This window comes from Micromonospora sp. R77, assembly GCF_022747945.1.
Taxonomy (GTDB): Bacteria; Actinomycetota; Actinomycetes; order Mycobacteriales; family Micromonosporaceae; genus Micromonospora.
This window is the reverse complement of the sequence record NZ_JALDST010000001.1, coordinates 5,064,231-5,079,179: the sequence shown is the minus strand read 5'-3', so window position 1 is coordinate 5,079,179 and position 14,949 is coordinate 5,064,231. Positions and strand designations below refer to the sequence as shown.

Here is a 14,949-nt window from a genome sequence, read left to right as displayed (position 1 = left end):
CCCCGCCTCACGGGACGGGTCGTTAAAGGACGTCTGACTTCACCGGTCGGACCGCGCGGGGCGCGGACCGGGGCTTCGTGCCACGTTACCAGCGGTCACCAGGCAGATCGCGGCCGGTCCTGACCCCTGGATCAGGGTGGAGAAATACGGATAACTCCCCCGGTGCACACCAACGGGAATGTCACGACCACTTGACCAGGTGTCGCAATCCCCGTACCGTCACGCTCCGTAGCGATCGCTGGGAGAACCCCAAAGCAGCACTGGGAGTGTCCGAATGCCCTCTGAATACGCCAAGTCGCTGGGCGCCCGCCTGCGCTCCATCCGCCAGCAGCAGGGCCTGTCCCTGCAGGGGGTGGAGGAGAAGTCGAACGGGCGGTGGAAGGCCGTGGTGGTCGGCTCGTACGAGCGCGGCGACCGCGCCGTCACCGTGTCCCGCCTGGCGGAGCTGGCCGACTTCTACCGCGTTCCCGTCTCGGAGCTCCTGCCCGACGGCAGCGGGGTGCGCCACGAGCCCACCAGCAAGATCGTGCTGGACCTGGAGCGGCTCTACGACGAGGCCTCCGAGGACCTCGCCTACGTCGCCCGGTACGCCCGCGCCATCCAGCAGCAGCGCGGCGACTACAACGGCCGGGTGCTCTCCATCCGCGCCGACGACCTGCGCGCTCTCGCGATCGTCTACGACGCCTCGCCGTCGGGCCTGATCGAGCGGCTCACCGAGCACGGGGTGCTGGTCGCCGACCCGCGGGCGTTCTTCGCCTCCTGACCCGTCGTCACCGAGAAGGGCCCGTGCCGGTCGGCACGGGCCCTTCTCGTCGTACGTGGCGCGGGTCAGCGGGTGGCGTACTCCGCGATCCGGCCGAGCACCCCGTTGAGGAAGCGCGGCGAGTCGTCGGTCGACATCTGCCGGGCCAGCTCGACGGCCTCACTGATCGCCACCGCGTCGTCGATCTCGTCGACGTAGAGCAGTTCGTAGACGGCGATCCGGGCGAGGTTGCGGTCGACCACCGGCATCCGGTCCAGCGTCCAGCCCTCGGCATAGCTGGCGATCAGCTCGTCGATCCGGTCGAGGTGCGCGGCGACGCCCTCGACCAGGCTGACCGCGTAGCCCAGGTGCTCCGGCCGGGGCTTCTCGATCCGCTCGACGTAACCGGCGAGCACCTCGACCGGGGGCCGGTCCCGCAGGTCGGCCTCGAAGAGCACGTCCAGCGCCCGCTTGCGCGCCTTGCGGCGCGCCGGCATCTGCTGCTTGGGACCCTCAGCCATCAGGCGCGGCCGAGGTAACGGCCGTCGCGGGTGTCGACCTTGATCTTCTCGCCGGTGGTGATGAAGAGCGGCACCTGCACGGTCGCGCCGGTCTCGACGGTGGCCGGCTTGTTGCCGCCGGTCGAGCGGTCGCCCTGCAGGCCCGGCTCGGTGTAGGTGACCTCGAGCACGACGGAGGTCGGCAGCTCGATGTAGAGGGGCACGCTCTCGTGGGTGGCGACGGTCGCCTCGGCCTCGGGGAGGAGGTAGTTGGCGGCCTCGCCGACGGTGCCGCCGGGGACGGTGATCTGGTCGAACGTCTCCAGATCCATGAAGACGTAGTCCTCGCCGTCGGCGTAGAGGTATTGCATGGTGCGCTTGTCGACGGTGGCGGTCTCGACCTTGGTGCCCGCGTTGAAGGTCTTGTCGACGACCTTGCCGGACAGCACGTTCTTCAGCGTGGTACGCACGAAGGCGCCACCCTTACCGGGCTTGACGTGCTGGAACTCGACGACGGCCCAGAGATCTCCGTCGAGGTTGAGTACGAGGCCGTTCTTGAGCTCGTTGGTGGTGGCCATTTCCTGCCTTGATCATCAATTGGCGGACAGACCTGCAAAGTCTACTAGCTGTGTCGAACCGGGGCTCCGCGCTGCGCCGCCCGCCGCCCCGGTCGCCGCGAGGTCTGTCACGCACCGCCATTTCCCCGTCACCGACCACACCGCCCCCGTCGGCCCTCTGCTCTGCAGCCACGGACGCAGCAGTCACCCGAGGTGACCATTGTCACGACACTGCCCAGCTCGGCGGACGGACAAAGGACCAGCTCAACGGGGTGCTGCGGATATGTATGCAGAGCAAAGGAGCCGCAACGAGGGGTGCCGACCGGGCACGCTGCCCGTCACGCAGCGCAACGCAGCGACCCGGCACGGAGAGTCACCGTGACTGACCATGGCTGAGGGACCGCCCGAGGGCCGATCGGGCGCGAGTCAGGCGTCGGCGTCGCGGCGGGCGGCCAGGTGGTGCAGGGCGAGACGGTAGCCGTCCACGCCCAGCCCGCAGATCACCCCGGTCGCCACGGCCGAGACCACCGAGTGGTGCCGGAACTCCTCGCGGGCGTGGATGTTGGAGATGTGCACCTCGACCAGCGGCCCGCGCAGCATGGCGCAGGCGTCCCGGACCGCGATCGAGTAGTGCGACCAGGCCGCCGGATTGAGCACCACCGCCGCCTGCTCGTCGGCCGCCGCGTGCAGCCAGCCGAGCAGTTCGTGCTCCGCGTCGGTCTGCCGGACGACCACGTCCAGGCCCAGCTCGCGGCCGGTCCGCACGCAGCGGTCCACCAGGTCGGCATAGCTGGTCACGCCGTAGACGTCGACCTGCCGGGTGCCGAGCCGACCCAGGTTGGGGCCGTTGAGCACGTACACCCTCAAGACGCGATCTCCCGGTAGGCGGCGTGCAGCAGGTCGTCGTCCGGACCGGCCAGGATCGCCGGGCGGGCCGGCCCGTCGAGGACCACGAACCGCAGCGTGCTGCCGCGGGCCTTCTTGTCGACCCGCATCGCCGCCAGCAGCTGCGGCCAGGCGTCGGCGGGATAACTGGTCGGCAGGCCCAGCGCGGCCACCGCGGTGCGGTGCCGCTCGGCGGTCGCCGCGTCCAGCCGGCCGGCCAGCCGGGCCAGCGTGGCGGCGTAGACGAGACCCACCGCGACCGCGTGCCCGTGCCGCCAGCGGTAGCCCTCCACCTTCTCGATCGCGTGGGCCAGGGTGTGCCCGTAGTTCAGCACCTCGCGCACCCCGGACTCGCGCAGGTCACCGGAGACCACCTCGGCCTTGACCCGGATCGCGCGTTCGATCAGCTCCCGGGCCACCGGGCCGGTCGGGTCGAGCGCGGCGGCCGGGTCCCGCTCGACCAGGTCGAGGATGACCGGGTCGGCGATGAAGCCGCACTTGACCACCTCGGCCATCCCGGCGGCCAGGTCGGCCGGGGGCAGGCTGTCCAGCGTGGCGAGGTCGCAGATCACCCCGGCCGGCGGGTGGAAGGCGCCGACCAGGTTCTTGCCGGCCGCCGTGTTGACGCCGGTCTTGCCGCCGACCGCCGCGTCGACCATGCCGAGCAGCGAGGTCGCCACCGGCACCCAGCGCACCCCGCGCAGCCAGCAGGCCGCCACGAAGCCGGCCAGGTCGGTGACGGCGCCGCCACCCACCCCCACCACCGCATCGGTACGGGTGAACCCGGCCGCGCCGAGCCGGTCCCAGCAGTCGGCGGCGACGTCGATCTGCTTGCCCGCCTCGGCGTCCGGCACCTCGATCAGCAGGGGCGTCACCCCGGTCGCGCGGACCCGTTCGGCGAGCCCTTCGGCCAGGGCCTTCAGCGGGGGCGCGTGCAGGAAGGCCACCCGTTCCGCGTCGGGCAGCAGCAGGGGTGGCGGGTCGAGCAGGTCGCGTCCCACCAGCACGTCGTACGGCCGCTCGCCGCCGACCGGAATCCGGGTCACCTCGTCCATCGCGGGCAGCCTAGTCGAGTGGACGGCCGCCGGGCGGGCACTGCCCACTTCGTGGCCACCCCGGACCGTCGCGGACGGTTGACCTGACGAGCACGGGGAGTGATCCTGGGGGCCGACCACCAGCGGCGGAGGTACGGGCATGAACCGAACGACCATCGACGGAGCGGACATCAGGGTGCCGGCGACGATCCTCGGCGTCGGCCTCGGCGGGTTCGCCGACGGCATCGTCCTGCACCAGCTCCTCCAGTGGCACCACATGCTCAGCAGCACCGCCACGGACCGGATCGGGATCAAGGCGTATCCGGTGGACACCGTGCCCGGGTTGCAGATGAACACCCTGTGGGACGGGCTGTTCCACGTGGTGACCTGGGTGGCGGTACTGACCGGGCTGGCCCTGCTCTATTCCCGGGTCACCCGCTCCCGGGGCCGGCTGTGGCGCTCCCCCGCCCTGTGGGGCTGGGCGCTGGTCGGCTGGGGGCTGTTCAACCTGGTCGAGGGGATTGTCGACCACCAGATCCTCGGTATCCACCACGTCCACGGCGGGCCGCACCAGCTCGCCTGGGACCTCGGCTTCCTCGTCCTCGGCGCGCTGCTGGTCGGGGTCGGCTGGGCCGTCCAGCGCCGGGCCACGGCGGTCGACCTCTGCGCCGAGCGGCCGTGACACCCGCCCACCCCGGGCACCCGGACGGCGGCTTCCCGCTCGTGGCGCTCGTACCCCTGGTGCTGTTCTGGGCCTATCTGGCCGCTGCGCTGCGGGACGACGGCGGGCGCGGCTGGGACCACCGGCGGACGGTGAGCTTCGGCCTCGGCGCGGCGCTGATCGTCGCCGGCCTGGCCTGGCCGGTGCGCGGCCTGCCCGGACACATGTGGCAGCACCTGCTGCTCGGCATGCTGGCCCCGCTGGCCCTGGTGCTCGGCGCACCGGGCACGTTGGTGTTGCGCACGGTGGACCGGCGGGTCGGTCGGGCGGCACTCCGCCTGCTGCGGCACCCCCTCGCCCGGGTCCTCGCCCACCCGGTGACCGGGCTGCTGCTCACCGCCGGAGGTCTCTGGCTGCTCCTACTGACGCCGCTCTACCGGGCCACCCTGGAGAGTCCGCCGCTGCACGGTCTGGTGCACCTGCACTTCGCGCTCAGCGGATACCTCTTCGCGTGGTCGATCGCCGGCCCCGACCCGGGCCCGCACCGGCCCCGGGTGCCGGTCCGGCTGGTGGTGCTCGGCCTCGCGGTGGCGGCGCACGCCACGATCGCCCAGCTGCTCTACGCCGGCCTGCTGGTCGACGTCCCGGCGACGGTGGGCGAGCTGCGCGCCGCGGCGACGCTCATGTACTACGGCGGTGACCTCGCCGAGATCCTGCTCGCCCTCACCCTGCTCGTCACCTGGCGCCCGGAGTCGACGCGGGTGCGGCAGGCGGCGCTCAGGGCTTGAGCAGGGCGGCGACCTCGGCGGCCAGCTCCTCCGGGGTGCGCCCGTCGGTGATCACGGTGGCGGTGGCCACCTCCGCGTAGAGCGGGCGGCGCTGCTCCATCAGGTGCTTCAGCGTGGCCCGTGGGTTGATCGCCAGCAGCGGCCGACCCGCGCCCAACCCGACCCGCTGCACCGCGTCGGGCAGCTCCACCGACAGGTGCACCACCGTGTGTCCGATCAGCGCGGCCCGGTTCTCCTCGGCGAGGATCGCGCCGCCGCCGAGGGCGAGCACGCCACCGTGCGACGCCAGCGCCGCCGCCACCGCCGCCCGTTCGAGGGTACGGAAGTGCTCCTCCCCCTCGTCCACGAAGATCTCCGGGATCGGCTTGCCGGCCAACTGCTCGATGTCGGCGTCGGTGTCCCGGAACTCGACGCCCAACGCGTCGGCGAGTGCCTGCCCGACGGTGGTCTTGCCGGAGCCGGGCGCTCCGACCAGCACGCAGACCGGCCGGGTCAGCGGCACGTGCTCCCCGTCGAGGCCGGTCACCGGATCACCAGCGCGTCGAGGTAGCCGGTCAGGTTGCGGCGGATCTCCGCGACCGAGTCGCCGCCGAACTTCTCCACCGCCGCCTCGGCCAGCACCAGCGCCACCATCGCCTCGGCGACGACCGCCGCGGCGGGCACCGCGCAGACGTCGGAACGCTGGTTGATGGCGGTGGCCGGCTCACCGGTGGTCACGTCGACCGTCGAGAGGGCCCGGTTCAGCGACGAGATCGGCTTCATCGCCGCCTTCACTCGCAGCGGCTCGCCGGTGGTGATGCCGCCCTCCAGGCCACCGGCCCGGTCGGTGACCCGGCGGACGCCGGTCACGGTGGGAATGATCTCGTCGTGCGCCTCGGAGCCCCGGGAGCGGGCCTGCTGCCAGCCGTCGCCGATCTCCACGCCCTTGATCGCCTGGATGGACATCAGCGCGGTCGCCAGCCGGGCGTCGAGCTTGCGGTCCCACTGGACGTGGCTGCCCAGCCCTGGCGGCACCCCGTACGCCAGCACCTCGACCACGCCGCCGAGCGTGTCGGCGGCCTTCTTCGCGGCGTCGACCTCGGCGACCATCCGGGCGCTGGCCTCCGGATCGAGGCAGCGCAGCGGGTCGGCGTCGATCCGCGCGGCGTCCTCCGGGGTGGGGCGCAGCCCCGGCTTGGCGGCCACCGGGCCCAGCTCCACCACGTGCGAGACGATCTCGACGCCGAGGGCCTGCCGCAGCAGCGCCTTGGCGACGGTGCCGACGGCGACCCGGGCGGCGGTCTCCCGGGCGCTGGCCCGCTCCAGGATCGGGCGGGCGTCGGTGTGGCCGTACTTCTGCATGCCGGCCAGGTCGGCGTGGCCCGGCCGGGGGCGGGTCAGCGGCGCGTTGCGGGCCTGCGCGGCCAGCTCCTGCGGGTCCACCGGGTCGGCGGCCATCACCGTCTGCCACTTGGGCCACTCGGAGTTGCCCACCCGGATGGCGACCGGGCTGCCCAGGGTGACGCCGTGCCGGAGGCCGCCGATGAGCTCGACCTCGTCCCGCTCGAACGACATTCGGGCACCCCGGCCGTAGCCGAGCCGGCGGCGGGCCAGCTCGTCGGCGATCTCGGTGGTGGTCACCTCGATCCCGGCGGGCACCCCCTCCAGCATCGCGACGAGGGCGGGTCCGTGCGATTCACCTGCAGTCAGCCAGCGCAACACAGCGGTCAGTCTGTCACGCCGGGTGCCCGCCCCGACGCCGTGCCCGCCGCGTCCCGCCCTGCGGACGCGGTGGACAGTCCGGGCGGATGCCGGTGCACCGCGGTCAGTCGGTGCGACGGGCGGCCACCAGCGCGGCGCGCATCGCCTCCACCGGCGGGTCCACTCCGGTGAACTGCGCGAACTGCCCGACCGCCTGGGCCAGCAGCAGGTCCAGCCCGGAGACCACCCGGCAGCCGGCGGCGAGGGCCGCGGCGGCCAGCGGCGTCGGCCACGGGTCGTAGAGCGCGTCGAAGAAGACCGTGTCCGGTCGCCAGTCGAAGTTCTCGGCGAGCGGGTCGGCGACGCCCTTCGGCACGGTGGAGATCACCACGTCGGCCCGGGCGTGCGCGGGAGCGTCGTCCCAGGCGGCCGGGGCGAGGGGCACCCCGACGGCGCGGGCCACCGGCAACAGTTCCTCGCACGCCTCCGGCCGGCGGGCCACCACGGTCACCTCGGCGGCACCGAGCCGGGCCGCCGCCGCGAGCGCCGCCCGCGCGGTGCCGCCCGCGCCGAGCACGGTGACCGTCGCCCCGGTCGCCACCCCGGCGGCGCTCAGCACGTCCACCATGCCGGCGACGTCGGTGTTGTCCGCGTACCAGGTGCCGTCGGGGCGGCGTACCAGCGTGTTGGCGGCCCCGACGGCGGCGGCGACCGGCGAGACCTCGTCGGCGAGCGCGAGCGCCGCCTCCTTGCCCGGCATGGTCACCGACAGCCCGGCCCACTCCGGGCCCAGGCCGGCGACCAGGCCGGCGAGCTCCGACTCCCCGCACTCGATCCGGGTGTACGACCACCCGGTCAGCCCGGCCGCCGCATAGCCGGCGGTGTGGATCACCGGGGAGAGCGAGTGGGCGATCGGCTTACCGACGACGGCGGCTCTCAAAATCGGCAGTTCTCCCCGGTCAACACCTTGTTGGTGCACATCGTCTTCCGGAGCTTGATGTACTCGGCATCGTTACTGCCGTAGCCCATCGTGCCCTTCTGGTCGATGGTCATGAAGTAGATCCAGTCCCCGGCCGGCGGGTTCACCGCGCCCTTGAGCGCTTCCTCACCCGGGTTGCTGATCGGGGTAATGGTCAGCCCATCGACGCCGTGTGTGCGGTACGGGTTCTTCGGGTCGTTGATCTCGGACTGCTTAATGACATCCGAGTCCTTGGGGTCCTTGCCCTGGATCCGCAGCCAGTAGTTGATCGCGCTGTCGATCTCCAGGCACTTGCAGTGGTACTTGTCGGTGTAGACCCGGTTGTAGATCACCCGGGCGACCTTCGGCATGTCCTCGTGGTTGACCGACTCGGCCTGGGCGATGGACGCGGTGATCAGCGCCTCGTACGGGGAGATCTTCCGCTCCTGCTGCGCCTTGTCGACGAAGTTCATCTGCTGGGTGACGGCGAGAAACTGCGCCACCATCATCTTCAGGATCTGCTCGGCGGTGGCCTTCGGCGGGATCTCGTAGGTGGCCGGGAAGAGGAAGCCCTCGACGCTCTTCGCGCTCTTCTTGCCGTCGTTGCGCTTGAACCAGAACTCCGGCACCCCCAGCGCGACCGGATCCTTCGCGGCGGCCTTGAAGTCGGCCACCGGGATCTTGGTCTGCTTGGAGAGGATGTCGTAGATCGCCAGGCTGATCGTGCCCTCGGGGATGGTCACCCCGTTGACGATCCGGCTCTTCGGGTCGAGCATCAGCGGGATCACGTCCGCGGCCTTCATCTGCTTGCGGACCTTGTACCGCCCGACCTGGATGTTCTTGCTGCGGGAGTTCGCGTCGGCGGCCTCGATGAAGGCCTTGGTGCTCTTCACCACACCGGCGTCGTAGAGGGAGTTGCCGATGTCGGTGAGCGTGTCGCCGGCCTTCACCTCGACCATCGCCTCACCGGTGCCGGGACCGTCGTAGTCCGGGGTGACGAAGTGGTTGCGGATCCGGTCGAAGCCGACATAACCGACGCCACCGATGCCGCCCAGCAGGACCAGGGCCATCAGCAGGGCGAAGATCGTCTTGCCCCGGCCGCCGGACTTGCCGTTGCGCTTGTTGACGGCGCCACGGCGATGCCGGCCCTTCTCCCCCCTCTCCGGCTCGTCGAATCCCAGATCCAGATCGTCGATCATCAGGTCCGCCTCCGCTGCGCGTCCAGCCAGCTCTGCAGAATCTCCACGGCGGCGGCCTGGTCGACCACCGCCCGTTGGCGCTTTCCCCGGACGCCCCGTTCGGCCAGCCTACGACTCGCCACGACGGTCGACATCCTCTCGTCCGTCAGCGTCACCGGAACCGGCGCTATTACATCGGCCAGTCGGGCAGCGTACGCCGACACATGTGCCGCCGCAGGCCCGTGTCTGCCGGCGAGGTTGACCGGAAGGCCGAGGACGACCTCCACCGCTTCGTGCTCCGCTATCAGGTCCACCAGCTGCGCCATGTCGGCGGGCACCGCGTCGGGCTCGGCGGTCAGGTCCCGGGCCAGGGTGACCAGCGGGGTGGCCAGGATGCCGTGCGGATCGGACCGGGCCACGCCCACCCGGACCTGACCGACGTCCACGCCGAGCCGGACACCACGGGACAACTCAACCATCTGTCGGACATCTCCCGTGAACGGGGCCAGGGCGGACCGGGTCGGTCCGCCCTGGCACCTGCTGGTGCGTCATCACGCCTCGGCGATCGCCTTCTCCACGGTGAGCAGCAGCTTCGGCGCTTCCGCCGCGGGCAGGCCACCACCCTGGGCCAGGTCGTCGCTGCCACCACCCCGGCCCGAGAAGGCCGCCTTGACCAGGTCCTTCGCGGTCACTCCCCGGCTCCGGGCCGCCTGGTTGACGGCCACCACCAGGGAGGCCTTCCCGTTGGCCCGGGCCGCCACGGCCACCACCGCCGGCCGCGCCGGGTCGATCCGGCCCCGGATCTCCTGCGCGAGGGTCCGCACGTCGTTGCCGGCCGCGCCCTCGGGCGCCTCGGTGCCGACGTACGCGACCCCGTGCACGTCCTTCGCCTGCGCCGCGAGCGCCGCCGCACCGCCCAGCACCAGCTGGGCGCGGAGCTTCTCCAGCTCCTTCTCCGCGTCGCGGAGCTGGGTGACGGTCTGCTCCACCCGGTCGGCCACCTGCTCGCCGGGCACCCGGAACAGCTCCGCCAGCCGGGACACCAGCAGGTGCTCCCGGGCCAGGAAGCCGAAGGCGTCCATGCCGACCAGCGCCTCGATCCGGCGTACGCCCGAGCCGACCGACGCCTCGGAGAGGATCTTCACCAGGCCGAGCTGCGCCGACCGGGCCACGTGCGTGCCGCCGCACAGCTCGCGGGCGTAGTCGCCGACCTCGACGACCCGGACCCGCTCGCCGTACTTCTCGCCGAACAGGGCCATCGCGCCGATCCGGCGGGCCTCCTCCTGTGTGGTGATGAAGGCGTGCACCTCCATGTCGGCCAGCAGCACCTCGTTGACCTGCTGCTCCACGTCGTGCAGCACGCTCGGCGCCACCCCGGTCGGGGTGTTGAAGTCGAACCGCAGCCGGCCCGGCGCGTTCAGCGAACCCGCCTGGGTCGCCGACTCGCCGAGGAAGTTGCGCATGGTCTGGTGCACCAGGTGGGTGGCGGTGTGCGAGCGGGAGATCGCCCGCCGCCGGGACACGTCGATCTCGGCGTACCCGGTCTCGCCGGCACGCACCTCGCCCCGGAGCACCCGGGCCCGGTGCACGATCAGCCCCGGCACCGGCTGCTGCACGTCGAAGACCTCGACCTGGCCGCCGCCGACCGTGATCAGGCCCTGGTCGGGCTGCTGGCCGCCGCCCTCGGCATAGAACGGGGTGGTGTCCAGCACCAGCTCGACGGTGTCGCCCTCGACCGCCGCGCCGACCGTCGCGCCGCCGGAGAGCAGCGCCCGCACCCGGGACTCCCGGTTCAGCTCGGTGTAGCCGGTGAACTCGACCGCGCCGCCGGATTCCAGCACCGACCGGTACGCCGACACGTCGGTGTGCCCCGTCTTGCGCGCCCGCGCGTCCGCCTTGGCCCGGCTGCGCTGGTCGGCCATCAGCCGGCGGAAGCCCTCCGCGTCGACCTGGAGCCCCTGCTCGGCCGCGATCTCCAGGGTCAGGTCGATCGGGAAGCCGTACGTGTCGTGCAGCTGGAACGCCTTGTCACCGGAGATCGCCGGCCGACCCGACGACTTGGTCTCCGCGATCGCGGTGTCCAGGATCGTGGTGCCCGCCCGCAGGGTGGCGAGGAACGCGTCCTCCTCCGCGTACGCGTACTGGGAGATCCGGCCGAACTCCTCGGCCAGCTCCGGGTACGACGGGGCCATGCAGTCCCGGGCCACCGGCAGCAGCTCGGGCAGCGCCCGGTCCTGGTAGCCCAGCAGCCGGACCGCGCGGATCGCCCGGCGCATGATCCGGCGCAGCACGTAGCCCCGGCCCTCGTTCGACGGGGTGACCCCGTCGCCGATCAGCATCAGCGCGGTCCGCACGTGGTCGGCGATCACCCGCAGCCGGACGTCGTCCGGGTGCGACTCGCTGGCCACGTGGCCGGAGTGGGCGCCGTACCGCTTGCCGGTCAGCTCGGCGGCCCGGTCCAGGATCGGGCGGACCTCGTCGATCTCGTAGAGGTTGTCGACGCCCTGCAGGATGGAGGCCATCCGCTCCAGGCCCATGCCGGTGTCGATGTTCTTCGCCGGCAGCTCACCGACGATCCGGAACTCCTCCTTGCTGCGGACGTCGGCGATGTCGTACTGCATGAAGACGAGGTTCCAGAACTCCATGTAGCGGTCCTCGTCGACCTCCGGACCACCGGCGCGACCGTACTCCGGGCCACGGTCGTAGAACAGCTCCGAGCAGGGGCCGGCCGGGCCGGGAATGCCCATCGACCAGAAGTTGTCCTTCTTGCCCCGCCGCACGATCCGCTCGGCCGGTACGCCCACCGACCGCCAGATCTGGAACGCCTCGTCGTCGTCGTGGTAGACGGTCGGCCAGATCCGCTCCGCGTCCAGCCCGAAGCCGCCCGCCTCGACCGGCTTGGTGACCAGGTCCCAGGCGAGCGGGATCGCCCCGTCCTTGAAGTAGTCGCCGAAGGAGAAGTTGCCGTTCATCTGGAAGAACGTGCCGTGCCGGCTGGTCTTGCCGACCTCGTCGATGTCCGGGGTGCGGATGCACTTCTGGACGCTGACCGCGCGGGAGTACGGCGCGGTCTGCTGACCCAGGAAGTAGGGCACGAACTGCACCATGCCGGCGTTGACGAAGAGCAGGTTCGGGTCACTGATGGCGGGCAGCGGAGCGGACGGCACCACGGCATGGCCGTTCGCCTCGAAGTGCGCGAGGTACCGCCGCTTGATCTCCGCCGTCTTCATCGCTGGTGCTCCTCCGGGAAAATCTCTCGGTCGCCGATACGCGGGTCCTCCCGCAGCTCGGCGAACTGGTCGTCGAACGCCTCGCCGCGGGCGAAGGCCTCGTGGATCTCCTGCTCGCGTTCGGCCATCCCGATCCGGACGTCCTCCACGAAGCTACGCAGCGACTCGACGAGGCCGCCAGCGGATTCCGACAGCCCGCTGGCGATGCCGGCCGGCGTGTACGCCTGCGCGGTCCGGGTCGCCTTGCGGACCACCAGCACGCCCACCGCCAGCCCGATGCCGAGCCAGAACAACCGCCTCATGATCGATCCTCCCGGTCGTCGCGGCTCAACCGTTGCCGCGCTTGGCGGCCCGGCGCTGGGACTTGATGGTGTCGCGCACCTCACGCTCGGTCTCGGCGTGCCGGCGGGCCGAGGCGGCCCGGCGTACGCCGTAGCCGAAGGCGGCCACCTTCACCAGCGGGTTCGCCGCGGCGGCGGAGACCACGGTGGCCAGGTTGGCCACGTTGGCCGTGACGTTCTGCGCGTGGGTGGTCATGGTGTCAACCTTGGCGAGCTGGAGGTTCACCCCGTCCAGGGAGGTCTGCACCTGCTCCAGCGCGACGTTGACGTTCTTCACCGTCGTGTTGACGTCACCGAGCAACGGCGTGGTGCGGTCGTTCAGGTCGTTGATCATGCGGGTCGTCGCGTCCACGGTGTGCCGCAGCCGCAGGATCGGCACCGCCAGCACGAGCACCAGCATCAGGAACGCGCCGGCCAGGATCAGCCAAGCGATCTCTCCACCACTCACGCCCATGTCCTCCTCAAGCAGTGTCCCGGGGCCCGACGCCCCGTGATGCGGCGACCGTCCTGTCCGCTGCGCCGCACGCCGACCCACCACCGGTCGGCGGGCGCGGACGGCCCACCAGCCCCAGACCCTACCGTCCGTGATGGAAAGCGGCTCACGACGGTGAGCGTGTCAACTCGCCGAGTGGATCATCGGTGAGGGTGGGGAACGGATCCTCACCGGTGAGTGACGGGTCGGTGCTCGGCTGTGGTCGGGTCCGCTCGTCGTCGATCGCGTTGCGCACCTTCACCGACACCAACGACCCGGTGCACTTCCCCGCTGCGGGCGACGGCGCGGGAGAGGGCGCCGGTTGACCGTTCACCGGCGGCAGGGCGCAGGTCGGGTCGCGTACCCACAGGTCGAGGGTGAGCTCGTCGCGCCGCCAGCAGGTGTAGCTGCCCTTGGCCGGCTGCTCCGGGCAGCGGCCCACCTTCCAGCGTCGCCAGCCGTCGGCGACGAGGGCCCGCTCGTACACCGGGCCGGTCTCCTTCGCGGACCGCTCCGACTCGACGGTGCGCTCCCGCAGCCGGCAGTCCTGCAGGCACCAGCGGCTGCCGCTGACGTTGTCGACGGTCTTCACCGCCGCCCAGCCCGGCACGTCGAGCGCGTCGAGGTTGTCGAAGACCGGATCCCGGGCGAGCGTGCGGATGCCGAAGTAGAGCGGTACCGCGCCGAGCAGCACCAGGCTGACCAGCGCGAGGATGCCCATCCGGAGCCGCCGCCGGGCACGCATCTGCCGGCGCAGCTCCGACCGGGCGCCCGCAGGCCACCGCCGGCGGCGGGCTCCGCCGGTTCCTGCTCGGCCCGGCGCAGCGCCGGTCCGTCGGCCGTTTCGGCCGCGGCCCCGCCGGCTCCGGCGGGGTACGACGGCCGCACGCGCCACCGCCGGCGCAGCCGGACGACCAGGGCGCGGGTGTCGGCCCGTCCGCCTCGGCCCGTTGCGGGGTCACCCGGCCGGTGACCCGTTCGTCGGGTCCGACGGCGGGACGGGCGACCGCGGCGGCGGCCCGGGCCACCCCGGCCGCCCACCGGTACGCGCGTCGGCGTCCGGGCCGCCGGGCCCCTCGCCCGGGCCGCCGGGCAGCGGGCCGTCCGGCCGCACCCCTGGGTGTGCCGCGCCCCGCGCCGGCCCGTCCGGGCCGGGCCGGGCCGGGCCGGGCACCGGTCCGTCGGGGCCCGACGGGCCGGCCTGGCGCGGAGATCCGTCGACGCCGGGGCGGACCGTGCCGCGCGGAGGCGCGTCGCTCTCGGACCGGGCTGCGCGCGGAGCCCCGTCCGGGCCGGGTCGGACCGCGCCACGCGGAGGTCCGTCGACGTCGGGTCCGGTCGTGCCGCGCGAGGGCCCGTCGGGGCCGGGTCGGGCCGTGCCGCGCGGAGGCCCGTCGACGTCGGGCCGGGCTGCGCGCGGAGGTCCGTCGGGGCCGGGCCGGGCTGCGCGCGGAGGTCCGTCGACGTCGGGCCGGGCTGCGCGCGGAGGTCCGTCGGGGCCGGGCCGGGGGTGCCGGGCGGGGGGACGCCGAGGCCGACGCCCGCCTCGCCCCGGGCCGTCGGGGGCCGGCCGGGCCGCGCCGCGCGCCGGGCCGTCGAGACCGGACCGGCCGGCGCCCGCGCCGGGTCCGCCCGGGGCGGGACCGGGACGGGCGGAGCCGCGCACCGGCCCGTCGGGCTCACGCCGTACGACGCCCGGCGGGGCGCCGCACCGGCCGCGCCGGGTCGTGGCGTGTCGACACCGGGTCGGTCCGGGGCGGGTGGCCGGCCGGTGGGCGCGGACGCGCCCCGGCGGACGGGCGGCAGGTCGGTCCCGGTGCCGGCGGGGGGCACGCCGGGGCCCGGAGGCGGCGCGGCTCCGGGCCGGGCGGCACCCCGGGCGCCGGCGGCCGATCCGGGTGGCACGGCAACGCCGGCCGGTCC

The 14,949-nt window shown here is 72.9% G+C and carries 16 protein-coding genes; 3 read left to right on the top strand and 13 right to left on the bottom strand.

Going from position 1 to position 14,949, the window contains the following annotated elements; genetic code table 11:
- Positions 1–274 precede the first annotated feature (274 nt).
- Positions 275–763: a transcriptional regulator gene (locus tag MRQ36_RS23945; protein ID WP_013285505.1), complete on the top strand. Its 489-nt coding sequence runs from the start codon at positions 275–277 to the stop codon at positions 761–763.
- Between the two features lie 65 nt (positions 764–828).
- Here the strand turns inward: MRQ36_RS23945 and nusB are convergent, their stop codons facing one another.
- The 4 genes from nusB to aroB all read right to left on the bottom strand — a co-directional run bounded on the left by nusB (position 829) and on the right by aroB (position 3,739).
- The gene (gene nusB, locus MRQ36_RS23940) at positions 829–1,239 is read right to left on the bottom strand and encodes a transcription antitermination factor NusB (RefSeq protein WP_242801331.1); all 411 of its coding nucleotides are present in this window, start codon (positions 1,237–1,239) and stop codon (positions 829–831) included.
- Positions 1,240–1,262: 23 nt separating this feature from the next.
- Complete coding sequence (gene efp, locus MRQ36_RS23935; protein WP_242798907.1) at positions 1,263–1,820, bottom strand: elongation factor P; 558 nt, start codon at positions 1,818–1,820, stop codon at positions 1,263–1,265.
- 405 nt (positions 1,821–2,225) lie between these two features.
- Positions 2,226–2,666, bottom strand: coding sequence for a type II 3-dehydroquinate dehydratase (gene aroQ, locus MRQ36_RS23930; protein WP_242798905.1), 441 nt, complete (start codon positions 2,664–2,666; stop codon positions 2,226–2,228).
- Positions 2,663–3,739 (bottom strand): 3-dehydroquinate synthase, encoded by a 1,077-nt coding sequence (aroB, locus tag MRQ36_RS23925; protein WP_242798903.1) that lies wholly within the window; start codon positions 3,737–3,739, stop codon positions 2,663–2,665. Before aroB ends, aroQ begins: the two co-directional genes overlap by 4 nt.
- A gap of 139 nt (positions 3,740–3,878) precedes the next feature.
- On the opposite strand from aroB, the gene MRQ36_RS23920 reads away from it, so the two are divergent.
- Together MRQ36_RS23920 and MRQ36_RS23915 are read left to right on the top strand one after the other, a co-directional pair.
- Complete coding sequence (locus MRQ36_RS23920) at positions 3,879–4,400, top strand: DUF2243 domain-containing protein (RefSeq protein WP_242798901.1); 522 nt, start codon at positions 3,879–3,881, stop codon at positions 4,398–4,400.
- Positions 4,397–5,167, top strand: coding sequence for a cytochrome c oxidase assembly protein (locus MRQ36_RS23915; protein WP_242798899.1), 771 nt, complete (start codon positions 4,397–4,399; stop codon positions 5,165–5,167). The genes MRQ36_RS23920 and MRQ36_RS23915 overlap by 4 nt, the downstream gene beginning before the upstream one ends.
- On the opposite strand, the gene MRQ36_RS23910 is transcribed toward MRQ36_RS23915, so the two are convergent.
- The 9 genes from MRQ36_RS23910 to MRQ36_RS23870 all read right to left on the bottom strand — a co-directional run bounded on the left by MRQ36_RS23910 (position 5,157) and on the right by MRQ36_RS23870 (position 13,771).
- A complete protein-coding gene (locus tag MRQ36_RS23910) occupies positions 5,157–5,663 on the bottom strand; it encodes a shikimate kinase (protein ID WP_242801329.1) in 507 nt (168 codons plus the stop codon). The two genes, MRQ36_RS23915 and MRQ36_RS23910, sit on opposite strands and share 11 nt — an antisense overlap.
- A 26-nt stretch (positions 5,664–5,689) precedes the next feature.
- Positions 5,690–6,868 carry a chorismate synthase gene (aroC, locus tag MRQ36_RS23905; RefSeq protein ID WP_242798897.1) on the bottom strand — a complete coding sequence of 393 codons (1,179 nt, stop codon included), beginning with the start codon at positions 6,866–6,868 and terminating at the stop codon, positions 5,690–5,692.
- Positions 6,869–6,971: 103 nt separating this feature from the next.
- Positions 6,972–7,787: a shikimate dehydrogenase gene (locus MRQ36_RS23900; RefSeq protein WP_242798895.1), complete on the bottom strand. Its 816-nt coding sequence runs from the start codon at positions 7,785–7,787 to the stop codon at positions 6,972–6,974.
- A complete protein-coding gene (gene mltG / locus MRQ36_RS23895) occupies positions 7,784–9,004 on the bottom strand; it encodes an endolytic transglycosylase MltG (RefSeq protein WP_242798893.1) in 1,221 nt (406 codons plus the stop codon). The genes MRQ36_RS23900 and mltG overlap by 4 nt, the downstream gene beginning before the upstream one ends.
- The gene (gene ruvX, locus MRQ36_RS23890; protein ID WP_242798891.1) at positions 9,004–9,462 is read right to left on the bottom strand and encodes a Holliday junction resolvase RuvX; all 459 of its coding nucleotides are present in this window, start codon (positions 9,460–9,462) and stop codon (positions 9,004–9,006) included. The genes mltG and ruvX overlap by 1 nt, the downstream gene beginning before the upstream one ends.
- Before the next feature lie 72 nt (positions 9,463–9,534).
- Positions 9,535–12,213: an alanine--tRNA ligase gene (gene alaS / locus MRQ36_RS23885; RefSeq protein ID WP_242798889.1), complete on the bottom strand. Its 2,679-nt coding sequence runs from the start codon at positions 12,211–12,213 to the stop codon at positions 9,535–9,537.
- Positions 12,210–12,515, bottom strand: coding sequence for a hypothetical protein (locus MRQ36_RS23880; protein ID WP_242798887.1), 306 nt, complete (start codon positions 12,513–12,515; stop codon positions 12,210–12,212). The genes alaS and MRQ36_RS23880 overlap by 4 nt, the downstream gene beginning before the upstream one ends.
- Before the next feature lie 25 nt (positions 12,516–12,540).
- The gene (locus tag MRQ36_RS23875; RefSeq protein ID WP_278187591.1) at positions 12,541–13,008 is read right to left on the bottom strand and encodes a DUF948 domain-containing protein; all 468 of its coding nucleotides are present in this window, start codon (positions 13,006–13,008) and stop codon (positions 12,541–12,543) included.
- Between the two features lie 145 nt (positions 13,009–13,153).
- Positions 13,154–13,771: a hypothetical protein gene (locus tag MRQ36_RS23870; RefSeq protein ID WP_242798883.1), complete on the bottom strand. Its 618-nt coding sequence runs from the start codon at positions 13,769–13,771 to the stop codon at positions 13,154–13,156.
- Positions 13,772–14,949: the final 1,178 nt, after the last annotated feature.

Bases quoted from the DNA above. Each gene is read 5' to 3' on its own strand.
- MRQ36_RS23945 (WP_013285505.1), top strand. From the start codon at position 275: ATGCCCTCTGAATACGCCAAGTCGCTGGGCGCCCGCCTGCGCTCCATC.
- nusB (WP_242801331.1), bottom strand. From the start codon at position 1,239: ATGCCGGCGCGCCGCAAGGCGCGCAAGCGGGCGCTGGACGTGCTCTTC.
- efp (WP_242798907.1), bottom strand. From the start codon at position 1,820: ATGGCCACCACCAACGAGCTCAAGAACGGCCTCGTACTCAACCTCGAC.
- aroB (WP_242798903.1), bottom strand. From the start codon at position 3,739: ATGGACGAGGTGACCCGGATTCCGGTCGGCGGCGAGCGGCCGTACGAC.
- MRQ36_RS23920 (WP_242798901.1), top strand. From the start codon at position 3,879: ATGAACCGAACGACCATCGACGGAGCGGACATCAGGGTGCCGGCGACG.
- mltG (WP_242798893.1), bottom strand. From the start codon at position 9,004: ATGATCGACGATCTGGATCTGGGATTCGACGAGCCGGAGAGGGGGGAG.
- ruvX (WP_242798891.1), bottom strand. From the start codon at position 9,462: ATGGTTGAGTTGTCCCGTGGTGTCCGGCTCGGCGTGGACGTCGGTCAG.
- alaS (WP_242798889.1), bottom strand. From the start codon at position 12,213: ATGAAGACGGCGGAGATCAAGCGGCGGTACCTCGCGCACTTCGAGGCG.
- MRQ36_RS23880 (WP_242798887.1), bottom strand. From the start codon at position 12,515: ATGAGGCGGTTGTTCTGGCTCGGCATCGGGCTGGCGGTGGGCGTGCTG.
- MRQ36_RS23875 (WP_278187591.1), bottom strand. From the start codon at position 13,008: ATGGGCGTGAGTGGTGGAGAGATCGCTTGGCTGATCCTGGCCGGCGCG.
- MRQ36_RS23870 (WP_242798883.1), bottom strand. From the start codon at position 13,771: ATGCGTGCCCGGCGGCGGCTCCGGATGGGCATCCTCGCGCTGGTCAGC.